At 63.8% G+C, this 19,657-nt stretch carries 16 protein-coding genes; 14 read left to right on the top strand and 2 right to left on the bottom strand.

Annotated features, from left to right (window positions below):
- Positions 1 to 5: 5 nt before the first annotated feature.
- The 7 genes from E3T39_RS12615 (at position 6) to E3T39_RS12585 (ending at position 8,005) form a co-directional block, all read left to right on the top strand.
- Positions 6 to 1,508: an ABC transporter substrate-binding protein gene (locus E3T39_RS12615; RefSeq protein ID WP_166784128.1), complete on the top strand. Its 1,503-nt coding sequence runs from the start codon at positions 6 to 8 to the stop codon at positions 1,506 to 1,508.
- A gap of 42 nt (positions 1,509 to 1,550) precedes the next feature.
- Positions 1,551 to 2,492, top strand: a complete 942-nt coding sequence (locus E3T39_RS12610) for an ABC transporter permease (protein WP_241979697.1) — start codon at positions 1,551 to 1,553, stop codon at positions 2,490 to 2,492.
- Positions 2,489 to 3,376, top strand: coding sequence for an ABC transporter permease (locus E3T39_RS12605; protein WP_198416131.1), 888 nt, complete (start codon positions 2,489 to 2,491; stop codon positions 3,374 to 3,376). Before E3T39_RS12610 ends, E3T39_RS12605 begins: the two co-directional genes overlap by 4 nt.
- A complete protein-coding gene (locus E3T39_RS12600; protein ID WP_134515864.1) occupies positions 3,373 to 4,359 on the top strand; it encodes an ABC transporter ATP-binding protein in 987 nt (328 codons plus the stop codon). Before E3T39_RS12605 ends, E3T39_RS12600 begins: the two co-directional genes overlap by 4 nt.
- Positions 4,356 to 5,393: an ABC transporter ATP-binding protein gene (locus E3T39_RS12595; RefSeq protein WP_134515862.1), complete on the top strand. Its 1,038-nt coding sequence runs from the start codon at positions 4,356 to 4,358 to the stop codon at positions 5,391 to 5,393. The genes E3T39_RS12600 and E3T39_RS12595 overlap by 4 nt, the downstream gene beginning before the upstream one ends.
- Positions 5,374 to 7,152, top strand: coding sequence for a gamma-glutamyltransferase family protein (locus tag E3T39_RS12590; protein WP_338145280.1), 1,779 nt, complete (start codon positions 5,374 to 5,376; stop codon positions 7,150 to 7,152). Before E3T39_RS12595 ends, E3T39_RS12590 begins: the two co-directional genes overlap by 20 nt.
- 154 nt (positions 7,153 to 7,306) lie before the next feature.
- Positions 7,307 to 8,005: a GntR family transcriptional regulator gene (locus tag E3T39_RS12585; protein WP_166784127.1), complete on the top strand. Its 699-nt coding sequence runs from the start codon at positions 7,307 to 7,309 to the stop codon at positions 8,003 to 8,005.
- Between the two features lie 13 nt (positions 8,006 to 8,018).
- Here the strand turns inward: E3T39_RS12585 and E3T39_RS12580 are convergent, their stop codons facing one another.
- Positions 8,019 to 9,011 carry an LLM class F420-dependent oxidoreductase gene (locus E3T39_RS12580; protein ID WP_134515859.1) on the bottom strand — a complete coding sequence of 331 codons (993 nt, stop codon included), beginning with the start codon at positions 9,009 to 9,011 and terminating at the stop codon, positions 8,019 to 8,021.
- 94 nt (positions 9,012 to 9,105) lie between these two features.
- Here E3T39_RS12580 and E3T39_RS12575 point away from each other — a divergent pair, with 94 nt between their 5' ends.
- From E3T39_RS12575 to E3T39_RS12555, 5 genes are all read left to right on the top strand, one after another.
- Positions 9,106 to 9,522 (top strand): DUF3592 domain-containing protein, encoded by a 417-nt coding sequence (locus E3T39_RS12575; RefSeq protein ID WP_241979696.1) that lies wholly within the window; start codon positions 9,106 to 9,108, stop codon positions 9,520 to 9,522.
- A 75-nt stretch (positions 9,523 to 9,597) separates the two neighbouring features.
- A complete protein-coding gene (locus E3T39_RS12570; protein ID WP_134515857.1) occupies positions 9,598 to 10,149 on the top strand; it encodes a hypothetical protein in 552 nt (183 codons plus the stop codon).
- A 24-nt stretch (positions 10,150 to 10,173) separates the two neighbouring features.
- Positions 10,174 to 11,946: a hypothetical protein gene (locus E3T39_RS12565; protein WP_134515855.1), complete on the top strand. Its 1,773-nt coding sequence runs from the start codon at positions 10,174 to 10,176 to the stop codon at positions 11,944 to 11,946.
- A complete protein-coding gene (locus E3T39_RS12560; protein WP_134515853.1) occupies positions 11,943 to 12,479 on the top strand; it encodes a hypothetical protein in 537 nt (178 codons plus the stop codon). The genes E3T39_RS12565 and E3T39_RS12560 overlap by 4 nt, the downstream gene beginning before the upstream one ends.
- Before the next feature lie 16 nt (positions 12,480 to 12,495).
- Positions 12,496 to 13,389: a hypothetical protein gene (locus tag E3T39_RS12555; protein ID WP_134515851.1), complete on the top strand. Its 894-nt coding sequence runs from the start codon at positions 12,496 to 12,498 to the stop codon at positions 13,387 to 13,389.
- Between the two features lie 51 nt (positions 13,390 to 13,440).
- Here E3T39_RS12555 and E3T39_RS12550 read toward each other — a convergent pair whose 3' ends face one another.
- Positions 13,441 to 17,925, bottom strand: a complete 4,485-nt coding sequence (locus tag E3T39_RS12550; protein ID WP_134515849.1) for an FtsK/SpoIIIE domain-containing protein — start codon at positions 17,923 to 17,925, stop codon at positions 13,441 to 13,443.
- Between the two features lie 134 nt (positions 17,926 to 18,059).
- Between E3T39_RS12550 and E3T39_RS12545 the strand changes: the two genes are divergently transcribed.
- Together E3T39_RS12545 and E3T39_RS12540 are read left to right on the top strand one after the other, a co-directional pair.
- Entirely contained in the window at positions 18,060 to 18,896 is an 837-nt protein-coding gene (locus E3T39_RS12545) for an SDR family NAD(P)-dependent oxidoreductase (protein ID WP_134515847.1), read from the top strand.
- A 185-nt stretch (positions 18,897 to 19,081) separates the two neighbouring features.
- Positions 19,082 to 19,657: hypothetical protein (locus E3T39_RS12540; protein WP_134515845.1), on the top strand; the 576-nt coding region annotated here is incomplete at its 3' end.

The raw sequence follows: 19,657 nt of genomic DNA, 5'->3' as shown, positions 1-19,657 counted from the left end.
CGTTAATGTTGGTCTCGTGTGCCTCCACACCGTCGGCCTCGCCCAGCGCCGACGAGGTCGTGGCCGGCGGAATTGCCGTTGTCGCGCTGTCGGACGAACCGGACACGTTGGACCCCACGGTCGCCAACACGTTTGTGGCCAGGGTCGTGTTCACCGCGTTCTGCGAGAAGCTCTACGATTCCAACGACAGCCTCGAACTGGTGCCGCAACTCGCTGCGTCCCTGCCCGTCACCAGCGCTGACGGCCTGACGGTTGATATCGCACTGCGGGAAGGCATCCTCTTCAACGACGGAACACCGTTCAATGCGGACGCCGTGAAGATCACCCTCGACCGTAACCTCACACTCGATACCTCCTCACGCAAAAAGGAACTGGCTGCGCTGCAGAGCGTCGAAGTCGTTGACGATAACAACATTCGCCTGACCCTGTCGCGCCCATTCAGCCCCCTGGGTGCCCAACTCGCCGACCGTGCGGGGGCGATAATGTCGCCAACGGCACTTGAGACGCTCGGCCTCGACTTCGGAACCGACCCGGTGTGCGTTGGCCCGTTCGATTTCACGGACCGGGTTCCCGGCAGTGAGATCAACTTCACCAAGTCTGATTACTACTACGACAAGGATCTGGTCAAGCTCGATGGCGTGACCTACAAGTTCATCACCGATCCGAACATTCGGGCGGCGAACCTGCGCTCATCCGATATCAACGTTGCTGAGCGCCTCAACGCGAGCGATGTCGACCAGCTGGGTGCCGACGGGGTCGACGTTCTCGACGTCAGCGCCATTGGCTATCAGGGTCTGACCATTAACATCGATCCGACGATGTCGTCCAGCCCCCTGGCCAGCTCGGTCGAGCTGCGCAAGGCCTTCGAACTCAGCATTGACCGCGATGCCCTGAACACGGTGGTATTCGCGGGTCAGACCACTCCGGACTGCGTGCCGTTGCCGAAACAAATGGCGTTCCGACCCGATGATATCCAGTGCGTGGACTTCGATCCCGACGCCGCCCGTGCGTTGGTAGAGGCCTCGGGCGAGACGCTCCCGATTCCGGTCGAACTGTTGATCCCCGCGCGACCGACCGACCAGAAAACGGCTGAAGTCATCCAGCAAATGGCGAACGATGTTGGCTTCGACGTCACGATCAAGCCGGTCGAATTCGTCTCGGCGCTTGATCTGGGCCGTGCTGGCGAGTTCGACATGTTCCTGATCGGGTGGTCGGGCCGCATGGACCCGGATGGCGACCTGAACGACCTGCTCACGACCGGCGGCACCAATAACTACTCGCGAATGGCTGATTCCGAGGTGGATTCCCTGATTTCCGAGGCGGCGTCCGTCACCGAAACGGATGCTCGCCGGGACCTCTACGCCCAGGCCCTCGATCGGATCGATGAGATCAAGCCGCTCATCTACCTGTATCACGACACCTGGTTCCTCGGTCTGGCCGGCATCACCGGGGTGGAGTACTCCGCCGACGCGATCCCGCGCTTCAAGACCGCCGAACTGACCAAGTAGCCCGAAAACCGATACGGAACGGCTGGACCAGTGGCTCGTTTTATGCTCCAACGGGTGATCACCTCGATCGTCACCCTGTTTCTCGCCAGCATCGTCGTCTTCGTCGGGGTGCGCCTACTTCCGGGCGACCCCGCCCTGGTGCTGGCGGGCGAGACCGCTGATCCAGCCGTTGTCGCGGCCATTCGGGAACAGTTCGGTCTCAATCAGCCGATCTGGATCCAATACTTCAACTACGTCGGGCAGGCGCTGCAAGGAAACTTCGGTGTGTCCACCAGAGACCGCATTCCCGTGGCCGAGATTTTGCTGCAGCGGCTGCCCATCACCCTCGAACTGGCCGGGCTGGCCATCCTGGTCGGTGTACTGATCGGTTTGACGGCGGGCATCGTGTCGGCCGTGAAGCGCGGAAGTTTTGCGGACTACGCCGCCAACGTGTTCGGACTCATCGGTCTGTCCGTGCCGCACTTTTGGCTCGGGATGCTGGCCATTCTATTTTTTGCCATCAACTTACAGGCTCTTCCGGCCTCCGGTTACGTGGCATTCACGGAAGACCCGGGCGAGAACCTGAGACGGATGATCCTCCCGGCTCTGGTACTCGGCACGGGACTATCGGCGGTCTTGATGAGGCAAACCCGAGCGGCTCTGCTGGGACAGCTATCGGCCGACTACGTGCGAACAGCACGGTCGAAGGGCGTTAGCCGTAATCGCGAAGTCAAGCACGCTCTGCGAAACAGTCTGACCACCGTCGTCACGGTGCTCGGTCTCCAACTCGGTGCGCTGATCGGCGGAGCCATTATTACGGAGCAGATCTTCGTCATTCCGGGCTTTGGCAAGCTCATCATTGACGCCGTGTCGGCGCGCAACTATCCCGTCCTGCAGGGTGCCGTGCTCGTAGCCGTCACCGGGTACGTCCTGGTCAACCTGGCGGTCGATATCGCCTATGCCTACCTGAATCCACGTATGCGCCTGGCTGGAGGAGCCCGATGAGCCAGAAAATGATCACGGCCAAACCGAAAGCCGCAAGCAGCACGCCTCGACCGCGGTGGCAGCGCGTTGCGCGCCGTTTCGCCCGGCGCCCGATGGCCGTGACCGGACTGATCCTCGTCGTCGGTTTCGTGCTGTTCGCCATTCTCGGACCGATCCTGTTGACCGATCCGAACCAGCAGGACTTTACCGCTATCCTTCAGACCCCCTCGTTTGCGCACCTGCTGGGCACCGATGATCTGGGACGGGATGTGTTTGCTCGGATTGCCAACGGCGCCCGGGTTTCGCTCATGGCCGGAGTCATGTCCACGGCCTTGGCACTTATCATCGGCATCACCATTGGCCTGATCACCGGCTTCTACCGGGGATGGGTTGATGTCGTCGTCATGCGAATCGTTGACGTGATGCTGGCCTTCCCCTTCCTGATCTTCGCGGTCGGACTTGCGGCGATTCTGGGCGCGTCCCTCACGAACGTCATCATCGCGCTGGCGGTGTCACAGGTTCCGGAAGTGATTCGCATTGCTCGTGGCGAGGCGATGGCGATTCGAGAGCAGGAGTTCGTCAGTGGCGCTGTCGCCGACGGTGCTCGGGACGGGACGATCATGTTCCGGTACATCGCCCCCAACGCCATGAGCGCGTTCATCGTGCAGGCGACAGTCGCCATTCCGGCGGCCATCATCGGCGAGTCCACGCTGAGCTTTCTCGGCCTTGGTGTTCAGCCCCCCATGTCGTCCTGGGGGATCATGCTCACCAGCGCGCAGCAATACCTCGCCCAGGCGCCGTATCTGGCGCTGTTCCCCGGAATTGCCATCGCCCTCACTGCGCTCGGTTTTAATCTGCTCGGCGATGGACTTCGCGACGTACTCGACCCCAAGGAGACCCGATGAGCGTGTTGGAGGTCGAACACCTTCGGGTTGAATTCGGCACAGAGAATGGACCGGTCATCGCCGTCAAAGACGTGTCGTTCAGGCTGGAGAAGGGGGAGATCCTCTCTCTCGTGGGTGAATCCGGCTGCGGAAAATCCACTGTGGCCATGTCCATTCCCCGACTCTTGGGAGACTCGCACGTCACCCTTGGCGGATCGGTGCGCTTGAACGGCGTCGACCTGTCAGCATTTTCCGAAAAGCGGATGCAGGCGGTGCGCGGCAAGGAAATCTCGGTCGTGTTTCAGGAGCCGATGACCTCGTTGAATCCCGCCTACACGGTGGGAAGCCAGATTTCGGAGGTGCTTCTCCGGCACGAGGGCCTGTCCCGCCGAGCGGCCCTGGCGCGTGCCGTTGAATTACTTGAACTGGTCGGCATTCCTGATGCCCAGCGTCGCACGGCCGCTTTTCCCCACGAACTCTCCGGCGGCATGCGTCAGCGCGTCATGATCGCTATCGCGGTGGCGTGCAACCCTGTCGTTCTGATCGCCGATGAACCCACCACCGCCCTCGATGTGACCATTCAGGCCGGTGTGCTCGACATCTTCCGGCGGCTGCGGGACAACCTGGGCACGTCGATCGTGCTGATCACGCACGACCTGGGAGTTGTCGCCGACATCGCAGACCGGGTCGCGATCATGTACGCCGGTCGAATCGTGGAGATGGCGTCAACGGCCGCGATCTTCGCGGCTCCCACCCACCCGTATACGCGTGGGCTGCTCGGTGCGCTGCCATCGCGGGCGGTTATGCAGACGGATGGCCGTCGGCGCCTCACCGACATTCCCGGCCTGGTGCCCTCACCGTCGACCGACCCGGACGAATGCCAATTCGCCCCGCGCTGTGCCAGTGCCAGTGGCGCGTGCACCGCCGCCCGACCCGCAGCGGACCTCGTCGCCGTCGGGCACAGTGTGTCTTGTTACCACCCCGCAGTAGGAGCGATGCTATGAGCGAGCAACCAGTCCTGGAAGTTTCCAACCTGGTGAAGCACTTCCAATCCGGTTCGCGTTTGGGCGGCGGGCGCACGGTGGTTCGGGCCGTCGACGGCGTCGATCTGACCATCGGACGCGGCGAAATTCTTGGTCTGGTCGGCGAATCCGGCAGCGGAAAATCCACCGTGGGAAGCTGTATTGCCCGACTCACGCAGCCCAGCAGCGGAACCATCCGCCTGCTGGGCCGCGATATCTCCACCCTGAGCCGACGGGAGATGCGCCCGCTCCGTTCCGAAGTGCACGTGGTCTTCCAAGACCCGTACTCGTCGCTCAATCCGCGCATGACGGTCGGCCAGATCGTCACCGAGCCGTTGCGGCAGCATCGCCGCGGCACTCGAGCCGAGCGCAACCGGATCGTCTCCGACATGCTTGAACGCACGGGGCTCAGCCTGGAGTTGGTTGGCCGTTTTCCGCATGAGCTGTCCGGTGGCCAGCGCCAGCGTGTTGCACTGGCCCGCGCGCTGGTGCTCGGCCCATCACTCGTGATCGCGGACGAACCGGTTTCGGCGCTCGACGTATCGGTGCAGGCATCCATTCTCAATGTCATTCTTGATTTGCAGATCGATCTCGGGTTCTCCTGCCTCTTCATTACCCATGACCTGTCGGTCGTTGAATTCATCAGCGATCGCATCGCCGTGATGTACCTGGGAAAAATCGTAGAAACGGCGACGCGCGCCGAGCTGTTTCGCGACCCACAGCATCCGTACACGCAGGCGCTGCTCTCTGCGGCCCCAACGGCGGACCCCTCCAGCGCTCGCGGTCGTGAACGGATCATTCTCAGCGGCGACCTGCCAAGTCCAACCGAAGAAATAAGTGGATGCCCGTTCCATGCCCGTTGCCCGGTTGCGATTGATCGCTGCACGAACGAAGTTCCGCTACTTCTGGGCGTGACCGGCCCTGATCACCAGAGCGCATGCCACCTCGTCACCGCAGAAAACGGTGCGCCGCTCATTAACCAAGGAGACAAGAATCTTGTTCACAACGCGTCCTGAACTCATCGGAAACGTCGGCATGGTGGCATCAACCCACTGGATCGCCTCCGCCACCGGAATGAGCGTGCTCGAGCGCGGCGGCAATGCCGCCGATGCCGCGGTAGCCACCGGCTTCGTGCTGCAAATTGTTGAGCCGCACCTCAACGGCCCCGGTGGCGAGGTTCCGATTTTGGTCTGGTCAGAAACCGATCAGGAAGTATCCACCATTTGTGGTCAGGGCGTGTCGCCGGCTGCGGCAACCATCGAGGCCGTGACCGCGTTGGGTCTGGACGTCATGCCGGGGACGGGCCTGTTGCCCGCGGTCGTGCCGGGTGCCTTTGGCGCGTGGACGCTGCTCCTGGAACTGCACGGAACGATGACGCTGCGTCAGGTGCTCGAACCGGCCATCCACTATGCCGAGGAGGGGCATCCGCTGCTCAAGCGCGTATCCGATGCAATTGGAACGATGCAGGAGCTGTTCACGGACGAGTGGCCCAGCTCAGCTGCGACCTGGATGCCGGGCGGACAGGTGCCCGCAGCGGGGAGCTGTTTCCGAAATCCCGTGCTGGCAGCGACCCTGCGACGGGTAATTTCGGAGTCCGAAGCTGCCGGCGGGTCGAGAGAAGCGCAAATCCGAGCAGCCAGGGACTGTTGGTACCGCGGCTTTGTCGCCGAAGCCATCGGTGACTTTTGCGCGGACAATGAGGTGATGGACACCTCAGGGGAACGTCATCGTGGGCTCTTGACGGCCACGGACCTGGCACTGTGGGAGCCGACGGTTGAACAGCCGCTCACCTACGATTATCACAACTACACCGTCTGCAAGACGGGCCCCTGGGGGCAGGGACCCGTTTTTCTGCAGCAACTTGCGCTGCTCGAAGGCTTCGATCTGAGCGCGATGGGACCCGGTTCCGCTGACTGGGTGCACACCATCCTCGAGAGTTGCAAACTCGCGTTTGCCGATCGTGAGGCCTGGTACGGCGACCCCAACTTCACCGATGTGCCCATGGCGGCACTGCTCAGCCCGGAATACAACGCCCAGCGTCGCTTGCTGATCACCGACACGGCGTCCGTGGAGCTGCGCCCCGGTAACCCCGGTGGAGCCCAGGCGCGGCTGCCGCGCTACCCGGCATCCCCAGCTGGATATGAGAATTTGATCGGATCCGGCGAGCCGACAATCGCTAAGTCGGGAGAAACCCGGGGGGACACGTGCCACGTCGACGTTGTCGATGCCAATGGGATGATGATCTCGGCCACGCCCAGTGGTGGCTGGATGCAATCCTCGCCGACAATCCCCGCGCTGGGCTTCTGCCTCAGCACTCGCGCACAAATGTTCTGGCTGCAGGAAGGATTGCCGAACTCACTGCGCCCCAGCGCTCGCCCACGAACCACGTTGACGCCGTCCTTCGCCCTGCGCGACGGCAAACCGTGGCTCGCGTTCGGAACCCCGGGTGGCGACGCGCAGGATCAGTGGTCGTTGAACTACTTCCTGAACCTCGTGCACGGGAATATGAATCTGCAGGAGGGCATCGACGCCCCCGGTTTTCACTCCACCCACATGCCCAACTCCTTCTTCCCGCGGGACGCACATCCAGCCGAGGTGTACCTGGAGAGCCGGTTCGATTCAGCCGTGCTTGACGAGTTGCGGCGTCGCGGTCACCTCGTCGTGGTCGGTGAGCCGTGGTCCGAAGGGCGCGTGAGCGCTGTGGCGCGCGATGACGGCTGGCTCAAGGCTGCGGCCAACCCCCGGGGTAACCAGGGTTACGCCGTCGGGCGATAGTTGCACGGGGCACCGAGCGAGGCGCCCAGAGAACTGCGGCATAATCAACAATGCTTATGCTCGCCAGACGGCGGCAGATGACGATCCGCGATGTAGGAATGGCCGAAGAGGAGTAGCTGAAGTGTGGGACGTCTTAGAGTCGAAAGGGGATGATTTGAGCACGCTGGGCTTGCTCAAAGCCGCGCAAACCCTCGGCGAACGGGTTTACGAGGTGTTGGAAGAATCCATTGTCGACGGTGTCATCGCACCGGGTTCCCACCTGCGCGAAGACGAAGTCGCCAAGCAACTGGGGGTGAGCCGGAACCCGGTGCGTGAGGCCATTCAGCGACTCGTGCACGACGGATTCGTCGAACATCGGGCAGGAAAAAAAGGCGCCTTCGTGCACGCTCCCAGTGACAAGGAAGTGCAGGAGGTTTTCCACGCCCGCTCCCTTCTTGAAAGCGACTGCGCTCGGTTGGCCGCCGAGAATATTTCAGACGTCGATTTAGCCCGACTCCAGGAACTGCTGGGACATGGTGACGCGGCCATCGCGGCCAAGGACGCCAAACACCTCCTGGAGCTCAACGACCGTTTTCACAATATTGTCGTGGAGGCTGCCGACAACTCGGTGATTGCGCGGATGCTTGGGGTGCTGCAACGACGAATTCGATGGTATTTCTACCGGGTTGTCGTGACGCGGGCCGCCGGCTCGTGGGACCAACACCGCCAGATCTATGAGGCGCTGCGCGAGCACGACGGCGACCGGGCAGCGGTGTGCATGATGGCTCACGTCATGCAGACTGCCGCCACGATTCGAGATCACCACGACACGGTGGATGGCGCTGGTCTCTCGGACTGGCCGGCGCACCCTTGACCTTGACCTTGACCTAGGCCAAGGCTGGCATGACCTCGCGCTCGAACAATTCAATTCCCGACCGGTCGTAGGCGGCCTCGGGAAAGTAGTGGATCGCGTAACCGAGGCCACGCTTCTTCATCGCGGTCAGGCGTTCAACGATCTGTTCCGGGGTGCCAACGCCCTGTGCCTCACCGCTGCGGTACTCGGCCATAAACTCGGTGGCTCCTTCAGCCCCGAGATACGGCGCCACCCGGGCCTCGATCGCGTCGAGCCTCTCGGCAACCTCGGCCTCGGTCGCGCCGATCACGGTGTTGTAGTTCGCCGAGCGCACGATGCGGCCAAAGTCGGTGCCCTGCGCCGAGCAGTGCTCGGCCAACAGCGAGCTCTTGTGCGAGAAGCCCTCGGGTGAGCCATCGAAGTTGGTGTAGTCGGCGTACTGCGCGGCGATGCGCAGGGTGACTTTTTCACCGCCGCCGGCGATCCAGATGGGAATCCCACCCGTTTGCAGCGGGAGCGGCTGAAAGATGGCGCCATCCACTTGATAGTGCACGCCGTCGAGGGTGGCTGTACCCGTGGTCCAGGCCTGTTTCATGATCTGCACGCCCTCGTCGAGGCGGGCGAGGCGCTCGCCCGGGCGGGGAAAGCCGTAGCCATAGGCGCGCCACTCGTGCTCGTACCAACCGGCGCCGATGCCCATCTCGACGCGTCCACCCGAGATGATGTCGGCGGTCGTGGCGACCTTGGCAAGGTAGCCGGGGTTGCGGTAGCTCATACAGGTGCACATCTGCCCGAGGCGCACCCGTTTCGTCGTCGCGGCGAACGCGGAGATGAGAGACCAGGCCTCGTGGGTGGCCTGCTCGCTCGGCACCGGAACGGTGTGAAAGTGGTCGTAGACCCAGATCGATTCCCACGCACCGGCATCAGCGTGAGCGGCCAGGCCACTCATCGTCGCCCACTGCGCAGCCGGTTCGATTCCGACCAGATCGTGTCGCCAGCCCTGAGGTACAAAGAGTCCAAATCGCATGGTTTCAGCCTAGAGGCCCGTCGGTGCGGAGCTAAACGATACGATTTAGCCATCGGGGTATGCGCCGCGAGCAGACGACAGACAACGGACGGCGGTGGCAGTGCACGCGCTCGACTTCGCCGGCATCATAAGCGAGATTCTCACACTCGTCGGCCTCATTATTGGAGCGGTCCTTTATATCGTCGGCCTGTCCGTACGCGGCATTAGCGGCCGCTGGACTCGCACGACCGCCGTGATCGCCGCGTCGGACGCGGCCGCGTCGGGGCCCGCCACGGTCATCCGCTGGTTTGATAACGACGGCGATGTGCACGAGTGCCCAGCCGACACCCACGAGACGCAGAATCTGGTGCCGGGCGATGACGTGCGCGTCTGGTTTCGCAATCGCCGGCCCGAGAAGTGCCGCACGCACGACCCCGACCTCGACGGCAAGGGACTGCGCCTGATCGGCCTGGTGCTACTCGGCATTGGCGTTCTCGCCGGTGTGGCCGGCATTGTGCTGATGTTCCTCTGACACCTCCCGAACAAGGTGGGTGTTACCCCGGACTGCTAGGGTGTGCCCAACGGGAGGCAAACCATGTACGGGGACATGTCGACCGTGAAAAACGACGCGTCGTATCTGCGCGACCGCGCCGGAGATATGCGCACGCGTGCGGTGCAGCTCAAGGCGCAGGCCGAGAGCATGAACTGGAATTCGCCTGCCGCCCAAGCCTTCCGCACGCAAATCACGCTGACGGCCGACGACATCGACCGCACTGCCGCCAGCCTCGACGCAGCAGCGGATGCTCTGGGCGCGCACGCACGCAGCGTGGACGATGTGAAGGCGCTCATCGTTCAGGCGCAGGCCTGGGCGGCCGAGCGCCTCGACGAGGCGCGGTCGATAGCCTCGAACGCGATCAAGGTGATTCAGGACGTAGCCGAGGGTGCTGTGACATCGTTCATGACCGTCGTGAATTCTGCCGTCGACGTCGTCACGAAAACCGTGCAGGTGTCGGTCTACAAGCTGGCGAATATCGACATTGCTGAGAGCGTGGTGACCCACGCGCAATCGGTGATGCGCACCATTCCCAGCCCGCCGGTGAACGGATCGAAAGACTGGCTCGACGTCGAGCACCTGTTGAAGACGGTGCTGCGCCCATGATGCTTCTGACCGTGGAGGGTGAACGTGGCTGACAGTCCGGGGCCCGGCCCGGGCGACAGTCGGCTGAACGAGGCGGTGACCGAAGGCCTGGCGGATCAGCTCGGGAGTGCGGTGCGTGGCCGGTCGGGCATCAGCGATGCCTTCACCCGCTCGAACGATCGCACCACGGCTGTGGCAGTGACCGCGCTGACCCGCGGGGCTGCCGCGGGTGGGTCGATCGTCGCGACCTTTGCCGATATCGAGCTTGTGACGTCGACCCTGGCGCAACACATCGCGACGACTCAGGCCGATGCCCTGCGGATACTGCCAATGGCGTCCAGCGGTGACCTGCTCCAGTCGCTGATTCTCAGCCCGGTCACTGGTGCCGCCGCGGAGGGTGCGGTGCTCACGAGCATGGCAGCGCTGACCCTGCTGGTGGCACGGTCCACCGGTCTGGGGCTCATCGCGGTGACCGTCGTGAGCACCTATGCGCTGGCGGATGCCGCGCTCCAGGCCCGCGCCGCAGCGATCGGGTTCGTGCTCGACGCAACGGTTGCCGGAGTGACGAACACCGTGGATTTCACGGTGGCCACCGGCCGGGCCGTCATCGACGGTGTCGTCACGAAGGTGGTCGCCGATACCGCCGTTCTGGTGGCCGGGGTGCAGACCGTGGCCGCGGTCACCCTCATCGTCGAGACGGCCAAGCTTGTTATTGCGGGCATTGTGGTGGCTGGGGCTGCCGGGCTGACCGAGGAAGTGCAGTCGGCCTGGTCCGAGACGGTTGGCGAGCTGACCGCTGACCCGTGGCTCTTCCTGACCGACCGCGAAAAATTTGCCGAAACCATAGGCGATAATTTCTCCAGCGAAGATATCTGGTCGAATTCGATCGGCACATTTGAGGGGCTGCTCGGTGCGCTTGGTCCCGGCTATGACGCCATTCTCGGTGGGCTGATCGAGTCGGCGAGTATCTTCGGGTGGGATGACGGCGCCACGCTGCAGACGGAGTCGTCAATTCAAGACAAACCCGATCGTGAGAAGGAATTCGTCGAGCGGATCGGGGAGGCCGACCTGAAGGACCGGATCGCGTACGATGCTGAGGGCGTCGCGCTTCTCAACGATATCCAGCCCTCGGATATGACGGGTCTGCTCCTGTCAATGGGACAAATCGATCTGCTCGGCGGCACGGACGAGGCGGTGATCCGGGTGATGACGCAGCCTGGCACACCGCCAACATTTACCCTTGTCATCCCGAGCACCCAGAAATGGTCCCCCTGGGACAGCCGGAACCCGAACGACGCCATCGGCATCCTGATGGTAATGCAGAATTCCAGTGCGCTCGAACGAATGGCAGGCCGGGCCCTTGAATCGGCGATGAATAGCTACGCAGTGCACAACTCGGTCGGCTTGTCGAGGGCAGAGGTTTTCAGCGCTCCGGTCATGGTGGCCGGATTCAGCCAAGGCGGCATAACCGCCGCCTCTTTTGCCGAGAGTAATAGTGGCACCTACAACATCGTGCAGGTCGTGACGGCAGGTTCGCCGATCGGTAATTTCGATATCCCCGACAATATAGGTGTTATCGCCTACGAGTCCGACCCGGTATCCGCTCTCGATGGCCAGTCAAACCCTGAGTCATGGGAAACCATTACTGCAGACAACGGCGGTGGAGGCGGTATCGCCTCGCACGACATCTTTCGATACGCGCACTTGGCCGATTCGACGGCCGGCACACGACAGAACGATGACAAAATTGACCAGTTCCTCGGAGTGCGCGAGGACAGGATCATTTCCGACTATTTCGCAATCAAGGAATCGCCATGAGACTCGCTCGAACCCGACGAGGGCTTCGCTGGACTGCGCTTCTGTGCGCGGTAGCCTTGTGCGCGGTGTCGTTGAGCGGGTGCGTCGGATTGCGCGGGGGGCAGTCGGTGGACGCTGCGGCGGAGCGCATCGAGCAACTGCCGGGCGTCGTGTCGGCGCACGTTGAGCAGCGTTCGACACTGTCTGGTTTCGCGCGCAACTGGACCACGGTCGTTGAGGTAACCCTTGACTCAGGCTATCGCATCGATGATGCGGACGCCGCGCTGGACTGGGTGTTGAATGCTGCATGGTCGATTAGCGAGCACGAGCCGACGAGCGGTCTCTGGGTCGGTTTTCTGGACTCAGCCGGCAACGCTGTCGATTGGGATTGGGCGGCCGCGAGCGACGCCCGCGGATATGACACGAAGTGGGTCCGGTCGCTCATGCCGCCGGGCGGTGTTCTCAGATTTGCTGGCTCTGATATTGGTGACAGCCTCGGTTCGTGGCCGGGTGACGTGCCTGAACTTGCCGATGGCGTGATTGTCGCCGATTGATGGAAATACTTAGCCGATGAACAAACGACCAGACTTTCAGGCGGAGCTGACCGTCGACGAGTTTCGGGTGGTGCAGGAGGCTGTGCCAGACCTGATGCTGCCGGTGTCGCTCGGTGTGGGCACCCTCGAAGAGAGTGGGCCAGACGTCGACATTCGTCGGAGCGCGGCGCTGGAAGCGTTGGCTGGCCGACAACTTCTCCGCAGCATGCCTGGCGGGGCGGGAGACCCGCATCCGCTCCTTCTCCTTGCGTTGGGTCTGCCGTCGATGGCGGTGCACGCGATGTGGGTACAGTCGTGGACTCCGACGGAGAGTTCGCAGACATTGGTGTCGATCTCCGACCAGTTGATGAGCGCGGTTACGGTCACCGTGGCTCGGGCGACGGACAGCCCGCAGACATTCGCTCACGAGTGTGTCGACGGTCGGGTCACGATCAGTCTGGGCTCCCTGGCTCTGCTGGTCGACCACCTGGATGGCCTGCTGGCCGAGACGCCGCTCGAGCCGGTGGGAGTGCGTACCGTCACGGTGCTGATCGGACTGGTGGAATCGCGCACGCTGATTGCGGCGATTCGGGCGGGCGATCACCTGGTCGTCGAGCAGCTGGCGGCGCAGTTCGGTGCGGCGGACGCTGTTCCCGTGCTGCGGTCGCTCGCTGCCACGATGGAGTCGGGCTTGCGGCTGCGCGTGTTCAGAAAGCCGGGCACGCCGTTGTATTCGGCGGAGTGGTTTCAGGGGACGACGGGTGAATGGGTGTCGATGCGGGTGCTCGCGAATTCGCCGGGGGAGGTGACGGCGCAAACACTCATTGATGCGGGGCAGGTGCAGGTCAGTCGCCGACACCGCAGTGCCCTGCTCGCTGACATTCTTTCGGTGGTCACGACCCTGGCCCTGGAGGGCGAACGTGTGCGATAGGTCCGTGCCTGAATGTGCCGATGGTGTGATTGTGGCCGACTGACCCCGCCACTACTCGGGCAAGGCCACCTGGAGCTTCGTGGCCCGGCCGGCCTCGACGAGGTAGCCGCGCCCTTCGGGAAAATCTGCCCGGTTGCCGCGCGGAAAGGCCACGCGAAAGAGGGCGATGCCGTCGCCCTCATCGGGCTGGAGCACAATGCCGACCCGGGCGGTCTTGAGCTCCGAGTGAATCTGCCAGGCAGAGGGCCCGGTCGCCAGATCCGTCTCGACCACGATCAGCACGTTGGCTTTTCGCGCCGCCTTGATGAGTGATGCGACGAGGGGCTCAGCGGTCGATCCCTCGAAATCGCCCGCGGTTTCGACGACGATTAAGCCGGGCTCGCCGCCGGTCGGCCAGGTTCCGGTGCCTTTCCGCAGGACGGTACCGAGGTCGCGAGCCAGCGTCTCGGCTTCGGTGACCCCGAGGGCGCGTGTGCCCCAGGGAATGAATTCGGCGAGCTCGCCATTCGATCGCGGGCTGATCAGCACCGTGTTGACGCCCGGCAGTGCGCCGACAAAACTCCGCACGAGGGTTTTGATCGTGGTGGTCTTGCCGCTCCGAAACGGGCCGGTCACCACGATGAGACCTTCCGGGGCGATGCCGATCGGCCGCAGGTCGGCATCCGCTACCCCGATCACCGCCCGGTTTGCGCGCGCCCGGCTGAGGGCCGACAGCAGGATGCGCTCCGCCAGGCGATCGATCGGAGGTGCCGCGACGACGTCGGCGTCGCGTAGTCGATCGCCGAGTCGCTGCGCTGCCGCCGACTGCTCGCCGAGGCTTGACGAACCGCCGAGCACCGCAATCTGCACCTCATTGCCGTCGATGACAGCGCGGCCGGCCGGCGCGTCTTCAAGAATGTCGGCCGGAACGCCGAGAATGCCGTAGTCGCTCGACGAAGCCAGGCGCAGCACGATGTTCTGCTGAATGTTGGCGTTGAGCGCAGTGGGAATCACGCCGGAGCGATCCGCGCTCAGAATAAGGTGGATGCCCACCTGCCGTCCCACACTCATCAGCTGGGCGAGCGCGGCGAACGTCGTGTCGCCGTTTCGAAACTCGTAGCTGCTGCGAAAGTTGGCCATGCCGTCGATGACGACGAAAATGCGCGGTTCCGCGCTGTCGCCGCTCACCTTTCGGTAATCGGACAGGGTGGAAGCAGGCAGCGCGGAATAGCGGGCCGCCCGTTCGGTCGCGGTGGCAACGAGTTGCCGCATCAGGCGTTCGACCCGTTCGCTGTCCTCGCCGGCGATGATTCCGCCCACGGTGGGGAGGGCGGCGAGCATCCCCAGGGCGCCTCCGGCACAGTCGATCGCGAAGATGTGCACGGGATACCGCTCGGCTTCGCGTGACGCCGACAGCAGCAGCGTTCGCAGCGTGGTGCTCTTACCGGAGCCGCTCGTGCCGAGAACGGCCAGGTTTCCCTGGCTGTCCGGGTCGAACAGAAAAGAACTTTGCCGCTGTTGGCTCGGCTCATCCTGCATTCCGAGTACGATCGACGGCCCGTCAGCGGATGCGATCTGCGCGAGATCCAGCACCGGCTCCAGCGGCGAGAGCCAGGGTTTGCGCGGCGTCGCCAGACCGAGCGTTGCCCCGGCCGTGCGGATGGAATTCAACATGTTTTCAATGTCGCGTGGTGCTTCCCGGCGAGCGGGCGGGGCAGCGAGGTCGATCGACCAGATCTGACCGACCTCGAACGGAAAGTCGGCAATATCGATGTCGGGCAGCTTGGCCGTACCCTTGCTGCGACCACCGAGGTAGGCGGTCTGAAAATGAATCAGCTTGCCCGGGCCGAGCTTTGCCGCGCCACGGCCCGGTGTCGAAGGATCGAACCCTGCCGCGTCCTTGCCGCCGATCACATCCTGGCTGTCCGACTCGTCGGCGACGCGCAGGGCGATCCTCAGATTGGTATTGGCACGGAGGTTGTCCTTGATGACACCGGCCGGCCGCTGGGTGGCCATGATCAGGTGAAGACCGAGGGAGCGCCCCCGCTGGGCGACGTCGACGATCCCGTCGACGAACTCGGGTACCTCCCCGACCAATGCGGCGAACTCGTCGATGACGATGATCAGCGATGGCGGGGCATCCGCATCGCCGCGTTTCTCCAGGCTGATGAGATCCTTGGCACCCTTCTCGTTGAGCAGGGTCTCCCGGTAATGTAATTCTGCCCGCAGCGAGGTAAGAGCTCGGCGCACGAGGTGCGTATTCAGATCTGTTACGAGGCCCACGGTGTGTGGCAGCTGGGTGCATTCCGCGAACGCGGCGCCGCCCTTGTAATCGATGAGTAGAAAGGTCACGCGATCCGGGCTGTGTTCGCTCGCCATGCTCATGATCCAGGTCTGCAGAAACTCGCTCTTGCCCGACCCGGTCGTGCCGCCAACGAGGGCGTGCGGCCCGTGCTCGCGAAGGTCCAGCCGCAGTACGCCGGTGGCGCCCTGGCCTACGATGCCGCTGAGCGTGCCGGCTTCGGTTGGCGGGTGCTCGCGCCACCGAGCTGTAAGGCTGTCGCTGCGTTCCCACAGCGCGGCGACGGCCTCGGGCGATGAGATGACGTTTTCGGTGCGCAGCTCCTGGTACGGCACAGACGTGGGCAAGTCACTCTCATCGAGCACCCTGGCGCCGCTGTCGGTGACCGACGAGATCAGTCGGGCCGCAACCGCGGCATCCTGGCCTGAAATCGCCTCGAGCGGGCTGACATCGACTCGCGTACCGGTGCGCACGAATCCGACCACCCCGGTGCCGTCGGGCTGAACCTCGACGTAGGTGCGGCACGCGGCCGGAAGATCGGCGACCACGGCCGCGTGCCAGAGCAGGTGCACGCCCACGTCGGGGCCGTCCTCGGCCAATGCGACAAGCCGGCCGCGGTCTACCTGGCTGTCACTCGTGACGATAACCATGACGGCCGGGGTGACCGGCAACGCCTGCACCGCCTGCCCGTGCAGTTCATCGATATCTGCGTCTTCGCGCAGATGAGAGCGGATGTCCGCCCCGCCCTGGCGGGCCGCCCGGCGTTCAGCCACGAGTTCTTCAAGCTGGGCGAGCAGGTGGCCGCTCGCGGCCGGTTCAGCCGCGAGATGGCTCGTCGTGAGGGGGCTATAGACCGAGCCGATGTGCGGCATCCACTTGAGCCACTGCCATTCGTACTGGTTGTCCGGGTTGGCGAAGCAGGCCAGAACCAGGTCGGCCGGCGAGTGCAGGCCACACAACTGCACAATGATCGACCGCAGCACGCCTTCAGACCAGAGTTCACTGCCGGAGACTCCGATGCTTCCGGCCCGGTCGAAGGTCTCCAGCACCGGCACCCACGGCACCGTCAGGTTGGCGTCCTTGATTTCGTCGAGCTCGGTCCAAAAGCTTTCGTCCGAATCGTTGCGGCTGGGCACGTCCACCGTGATCCGACTCGATTGGGCGCCGAGACCGAGCCGCACTTCCAAAAATGTCTGGTGTTCGGGGCGACGCGTCCACAGCACGGCGTTCCGCGCCACCATCGCCTCCTGGATCTGCACCGTACTGGGCGATTCCGCGTTGCGAATGGAGACTTCCCGCTCACGCTGGGTGGCGAGTTTGGCTTTCAGCGTCACGATGGCCGCGTCAAACTGCTCCGTCTGATCCTTCTTCTTGCGGCGGTTGGTGACCTTAGTGTCGACCCAGGTACCGATCATGATCAGGGGGGACAGCGCGATGAAAACGATGCCGAGCGGTGACCGGGTGACCGCGAACAGTACGCATCCCATGACGAGCGGTGCGATGACGGCGAGAATGGGAAATTTCTGCGGTTCCAGGCGCTGAGGAGGTACCGGCGCGGCCAGCTTCTGGGCCACAAAATGTACGTCAACGCGCGGTGATCGTGCAAACTCGACCACGGCTTCCGGCCGGACCAACGGCGACACACCCGCGGAGCTCGACTCCCGGGCGATGGAGAGAACGGTGTCGCCCACCGAGATGACGTTGGCCGCGGTCACCGGGCCCGACACGGCCCGGCGGTCGTCGATATACACACCGTTGCCCGAATTGAGGTCGGTGACGGTGATGGTCGCTCCGATGTCGATCGTGGCGTGAGTGCGCGAGACGGTCTCGTCGATCAACTGGATTCGGCAGCCGCGGCCACGACCTACCACGTTGCTGCCGGCCACGAGGGCAAACTGCTGGCCGGCCTGCGGACCGCGCAGGATCGACGCAGTGGCGGCGCGCTGATACAGAAAGACATCGCTCGGATCTGCCTGGCTGGGCTGGATTGTTTCCACCGAGCAGCCCGAGCTCAGGCCGGCATCGCTGACCGTAGCCAGCGGGTCGAGCACGTGCAGCACCGGGTTGTTGGGATACCGCACGCGCAGGGTGAGGGGCGCGCTATTGCGGCGCGCTGCGTCGTCGTGGGGGGAGGTTCCGGGCTGGCCGAGCACCAGGTTGCGGGCGACTTCGCCGATCGTCGCCATCACATCGGCGGTGACGAGCACGTCGATGTCGCCCTCCGGCAGTCCGCCAACGGTCAGCTTCAGTTTCACTGCATCCCCCACTTTGAGCCGTCAGTCGGCCTACAGCGAGGTTATCGGAGATCGACTGGTGCCAGCCATGAACGATTCTCCTGCCAGCCGGACCGTAGTCCCGCACGAGAGCGCGCAGGCGGCATGATGGGGGTATGAGTCGAACCGTCGCCGGAGCCCGCGTGCTGATTACCGGAGCCGCCATGGGAATGGGCCGCTTGTATGCCGAACGCTGCGTCGCCGAGGGGGCGAAAACCGTCATCCTTTGGGACCGCGACGGTGCCGCGCTCGCCGCGGCCACCGCCATCCTGACTGAACGTTCCCACGGACGCACGCAGGTCGCCCCGTACGTCGTCGATATCGCCGACCTCGGCGCCATCGCGCAGACCGCGCAGCGGGTGCGTACGGAGATCGGCGACCCCGACGTCGTCATCAACAACGCCGGCATCGTGCGTGGCAAGTACTTCTGGGAACACGACAACGGTGCAGACACCCGCCCGACCATGCAGATCAACGCGCTCGCGCCCATGTATATCGCCCGCGAGTTTCTGCCGGCGATGATTGCGAGCGGATACCGCGAGTCACGCATCGTAAACATCGCGTCGGCCGCCGGCACCCTCAGCACCCCGCGGATGAGCGTCTATGCGGCCTCGAAAGCGGCAATGATCGGCTGGAGCGATTCGCTGCGGCTCGAACTGGTGCAGCAGGGGCACGGCTACGTCAAGGTGACAACGGTGTGCCCGAGCTACATCGACACCGGCATGTTCACGGGGGCCCGCGGGCCGCTGCTCACCCCGTTGATGACGCCGGAATACGTGGTTGATCGGGTCTGGCGAGCGATGCTCGCCGGCAAGCCGCAACTGCTGTTGCCGTGGACGGTGAACCTCTCGAAGGTGCTTCGCGGCGTGCTGCCGTTGGCTGCCTGGGACGCTGTGGCCGGTCGCGTTTTCGGTGTCTACCGGTCAATGGATCGCTGGGTCGGTCGCGGGTAGCTGCCCAATAGGAGGACAGGCTCCAGGCGGACCAGTACTGGTGGCGAATTCTGCGTGTTGATCCCTTTTTTTGGCGCAAACCGGTCTCGAAACACGAAAAATAGTCCGAATGTAACTTCGCACAGAAATCTGAAAATCGCTGAGATTCCCTCGACTTCAAGCCATGGTTTTGATAGAATCAGGGTATGAGCCAGAACGGCGACACCCCCCGACCGGGCTTCGTCGATTTCGACTTCGACCGCGTTAGTGAGGGAGAGTTCGCCGAGTGGTCGTTCTCGGCTGAAGAGCGCGCATTCTTCGACGCGTTCCGGCTGCAGTGCCTGTCCGAGTGGCAGGCCGAAGACGAAGCCGAAGCCGAAGCGGCGGCACAAGCCGCCGCTTCACTCGCGCTGAAGTTCCGGCAGGACGTGCAGCTCGCCGACGGTCCGACCATCCCGGCCGACCTCGACCTCGCCGAGGTGTTCGCCGCCGTCCCGCCAGAGCACCTGTTCGACGAGAACCTCCGCGAGGAGTTTCTTTTCGCCGAGTACATCGCTCACCAGCTCCGCGACGATCCGTGCACCGCTGACCCGTTCACCGCCGACTCGTGCGCCGCCGGCCCGTTCGGCCCTGTCCCGTTCGGCCCGGCTGCCGCTGACTCAGCCGATTTCGACCCGGCTGCCGCTGACCTAGCTGCGCGGGACTTGCTCACTGACGTGAACCCGTTCCAGCGCAGGCAGGTGCAGTTCGTCGACCGGGTGCTCTATTTCGAGAGGGTCATT

It is taken from the genome of Cryobacterium suzukii (assembly GCF_004403185.1).
Classification (GTDB): domain Bacteria; phylum Actinomycetota; class Actinomycetes; order Actinomycetales; family Microbacteriaceae; genus Cryobacterium; species Cryobacterium suzukii.
This window is presented reverse-complemented; position numbering and strand designations above follow the sequence as displayed.

Coding starts and splice junctions, on each gene's coding strand:
- E3T39_RS12605 (WP_198416131.1), top strand. CDS start 2,489: ATGAGCCAGAAAATGATCACGGCCAAACCGAAAGCCGCAAGCAGCACG.
- E3T39_RS12610 (WP_241979697.1), top strand. CDS start 1,551: ATGCTCCAACGGGTGATCACCTCGATCGTCACCCTGTTTCTCGCCAGC.
- E3T39_RS12555 (WP_134515851.1), top strand. CDS start 12,496: ATGAACAAACGACCAGACTTTCAGGCGGAGCTGACCGTCGACGAGTTT.
- E3T39_RS12570 (WP_134515857.1), top strand. CDS start 9,598: ATGTCGACCGTGAAAAACGACGCGTCGTATCTGCGCGACCGCGCCGGA.
- E3T39_RS12600 (WP_134515864.1), top strand. CDS start 3,373: ATGAGCGTGTTGGAGGTCGAACACCTTCGGGTTGAATTCGGCACAGAG.
- E3T39_RS12615 (WP_166784128.1), top strand. CDS start 6: ATGTTGGTCTCGTGTGCCTCCACACCGTCGGCCTCGCCCAGCGCCGAC.
- E3T39_RS12595 (WP_134515862.1), top strand. CDS start 4,356: ATGAGCGAGCAACCAGTCCTGGAAGTTTCCAACCTGGTGAAGCACTTC.
- E3T39_RS12560 (WP_134515853.1), top strand. CDS start 11,943: ATGAGACTCGCTCGAACCCGACGAGGGCTTCGCTGGACTGCGCTTCTG.
- E3T39_RS12580 (WP_134515859.1), bottom strand. CDS start 9,011: ATGCGATTTGGACTCTTTGTACCTCAGGGCTGGCGACACGATCTGGTC.
- E3T39_RS12545 (WP_134515847.1), top strand. CDS start 18,060: ATGAGTCGAACCGTCGCCGGAGCCCGCGTGCTGATTACCGGAGCCGCC.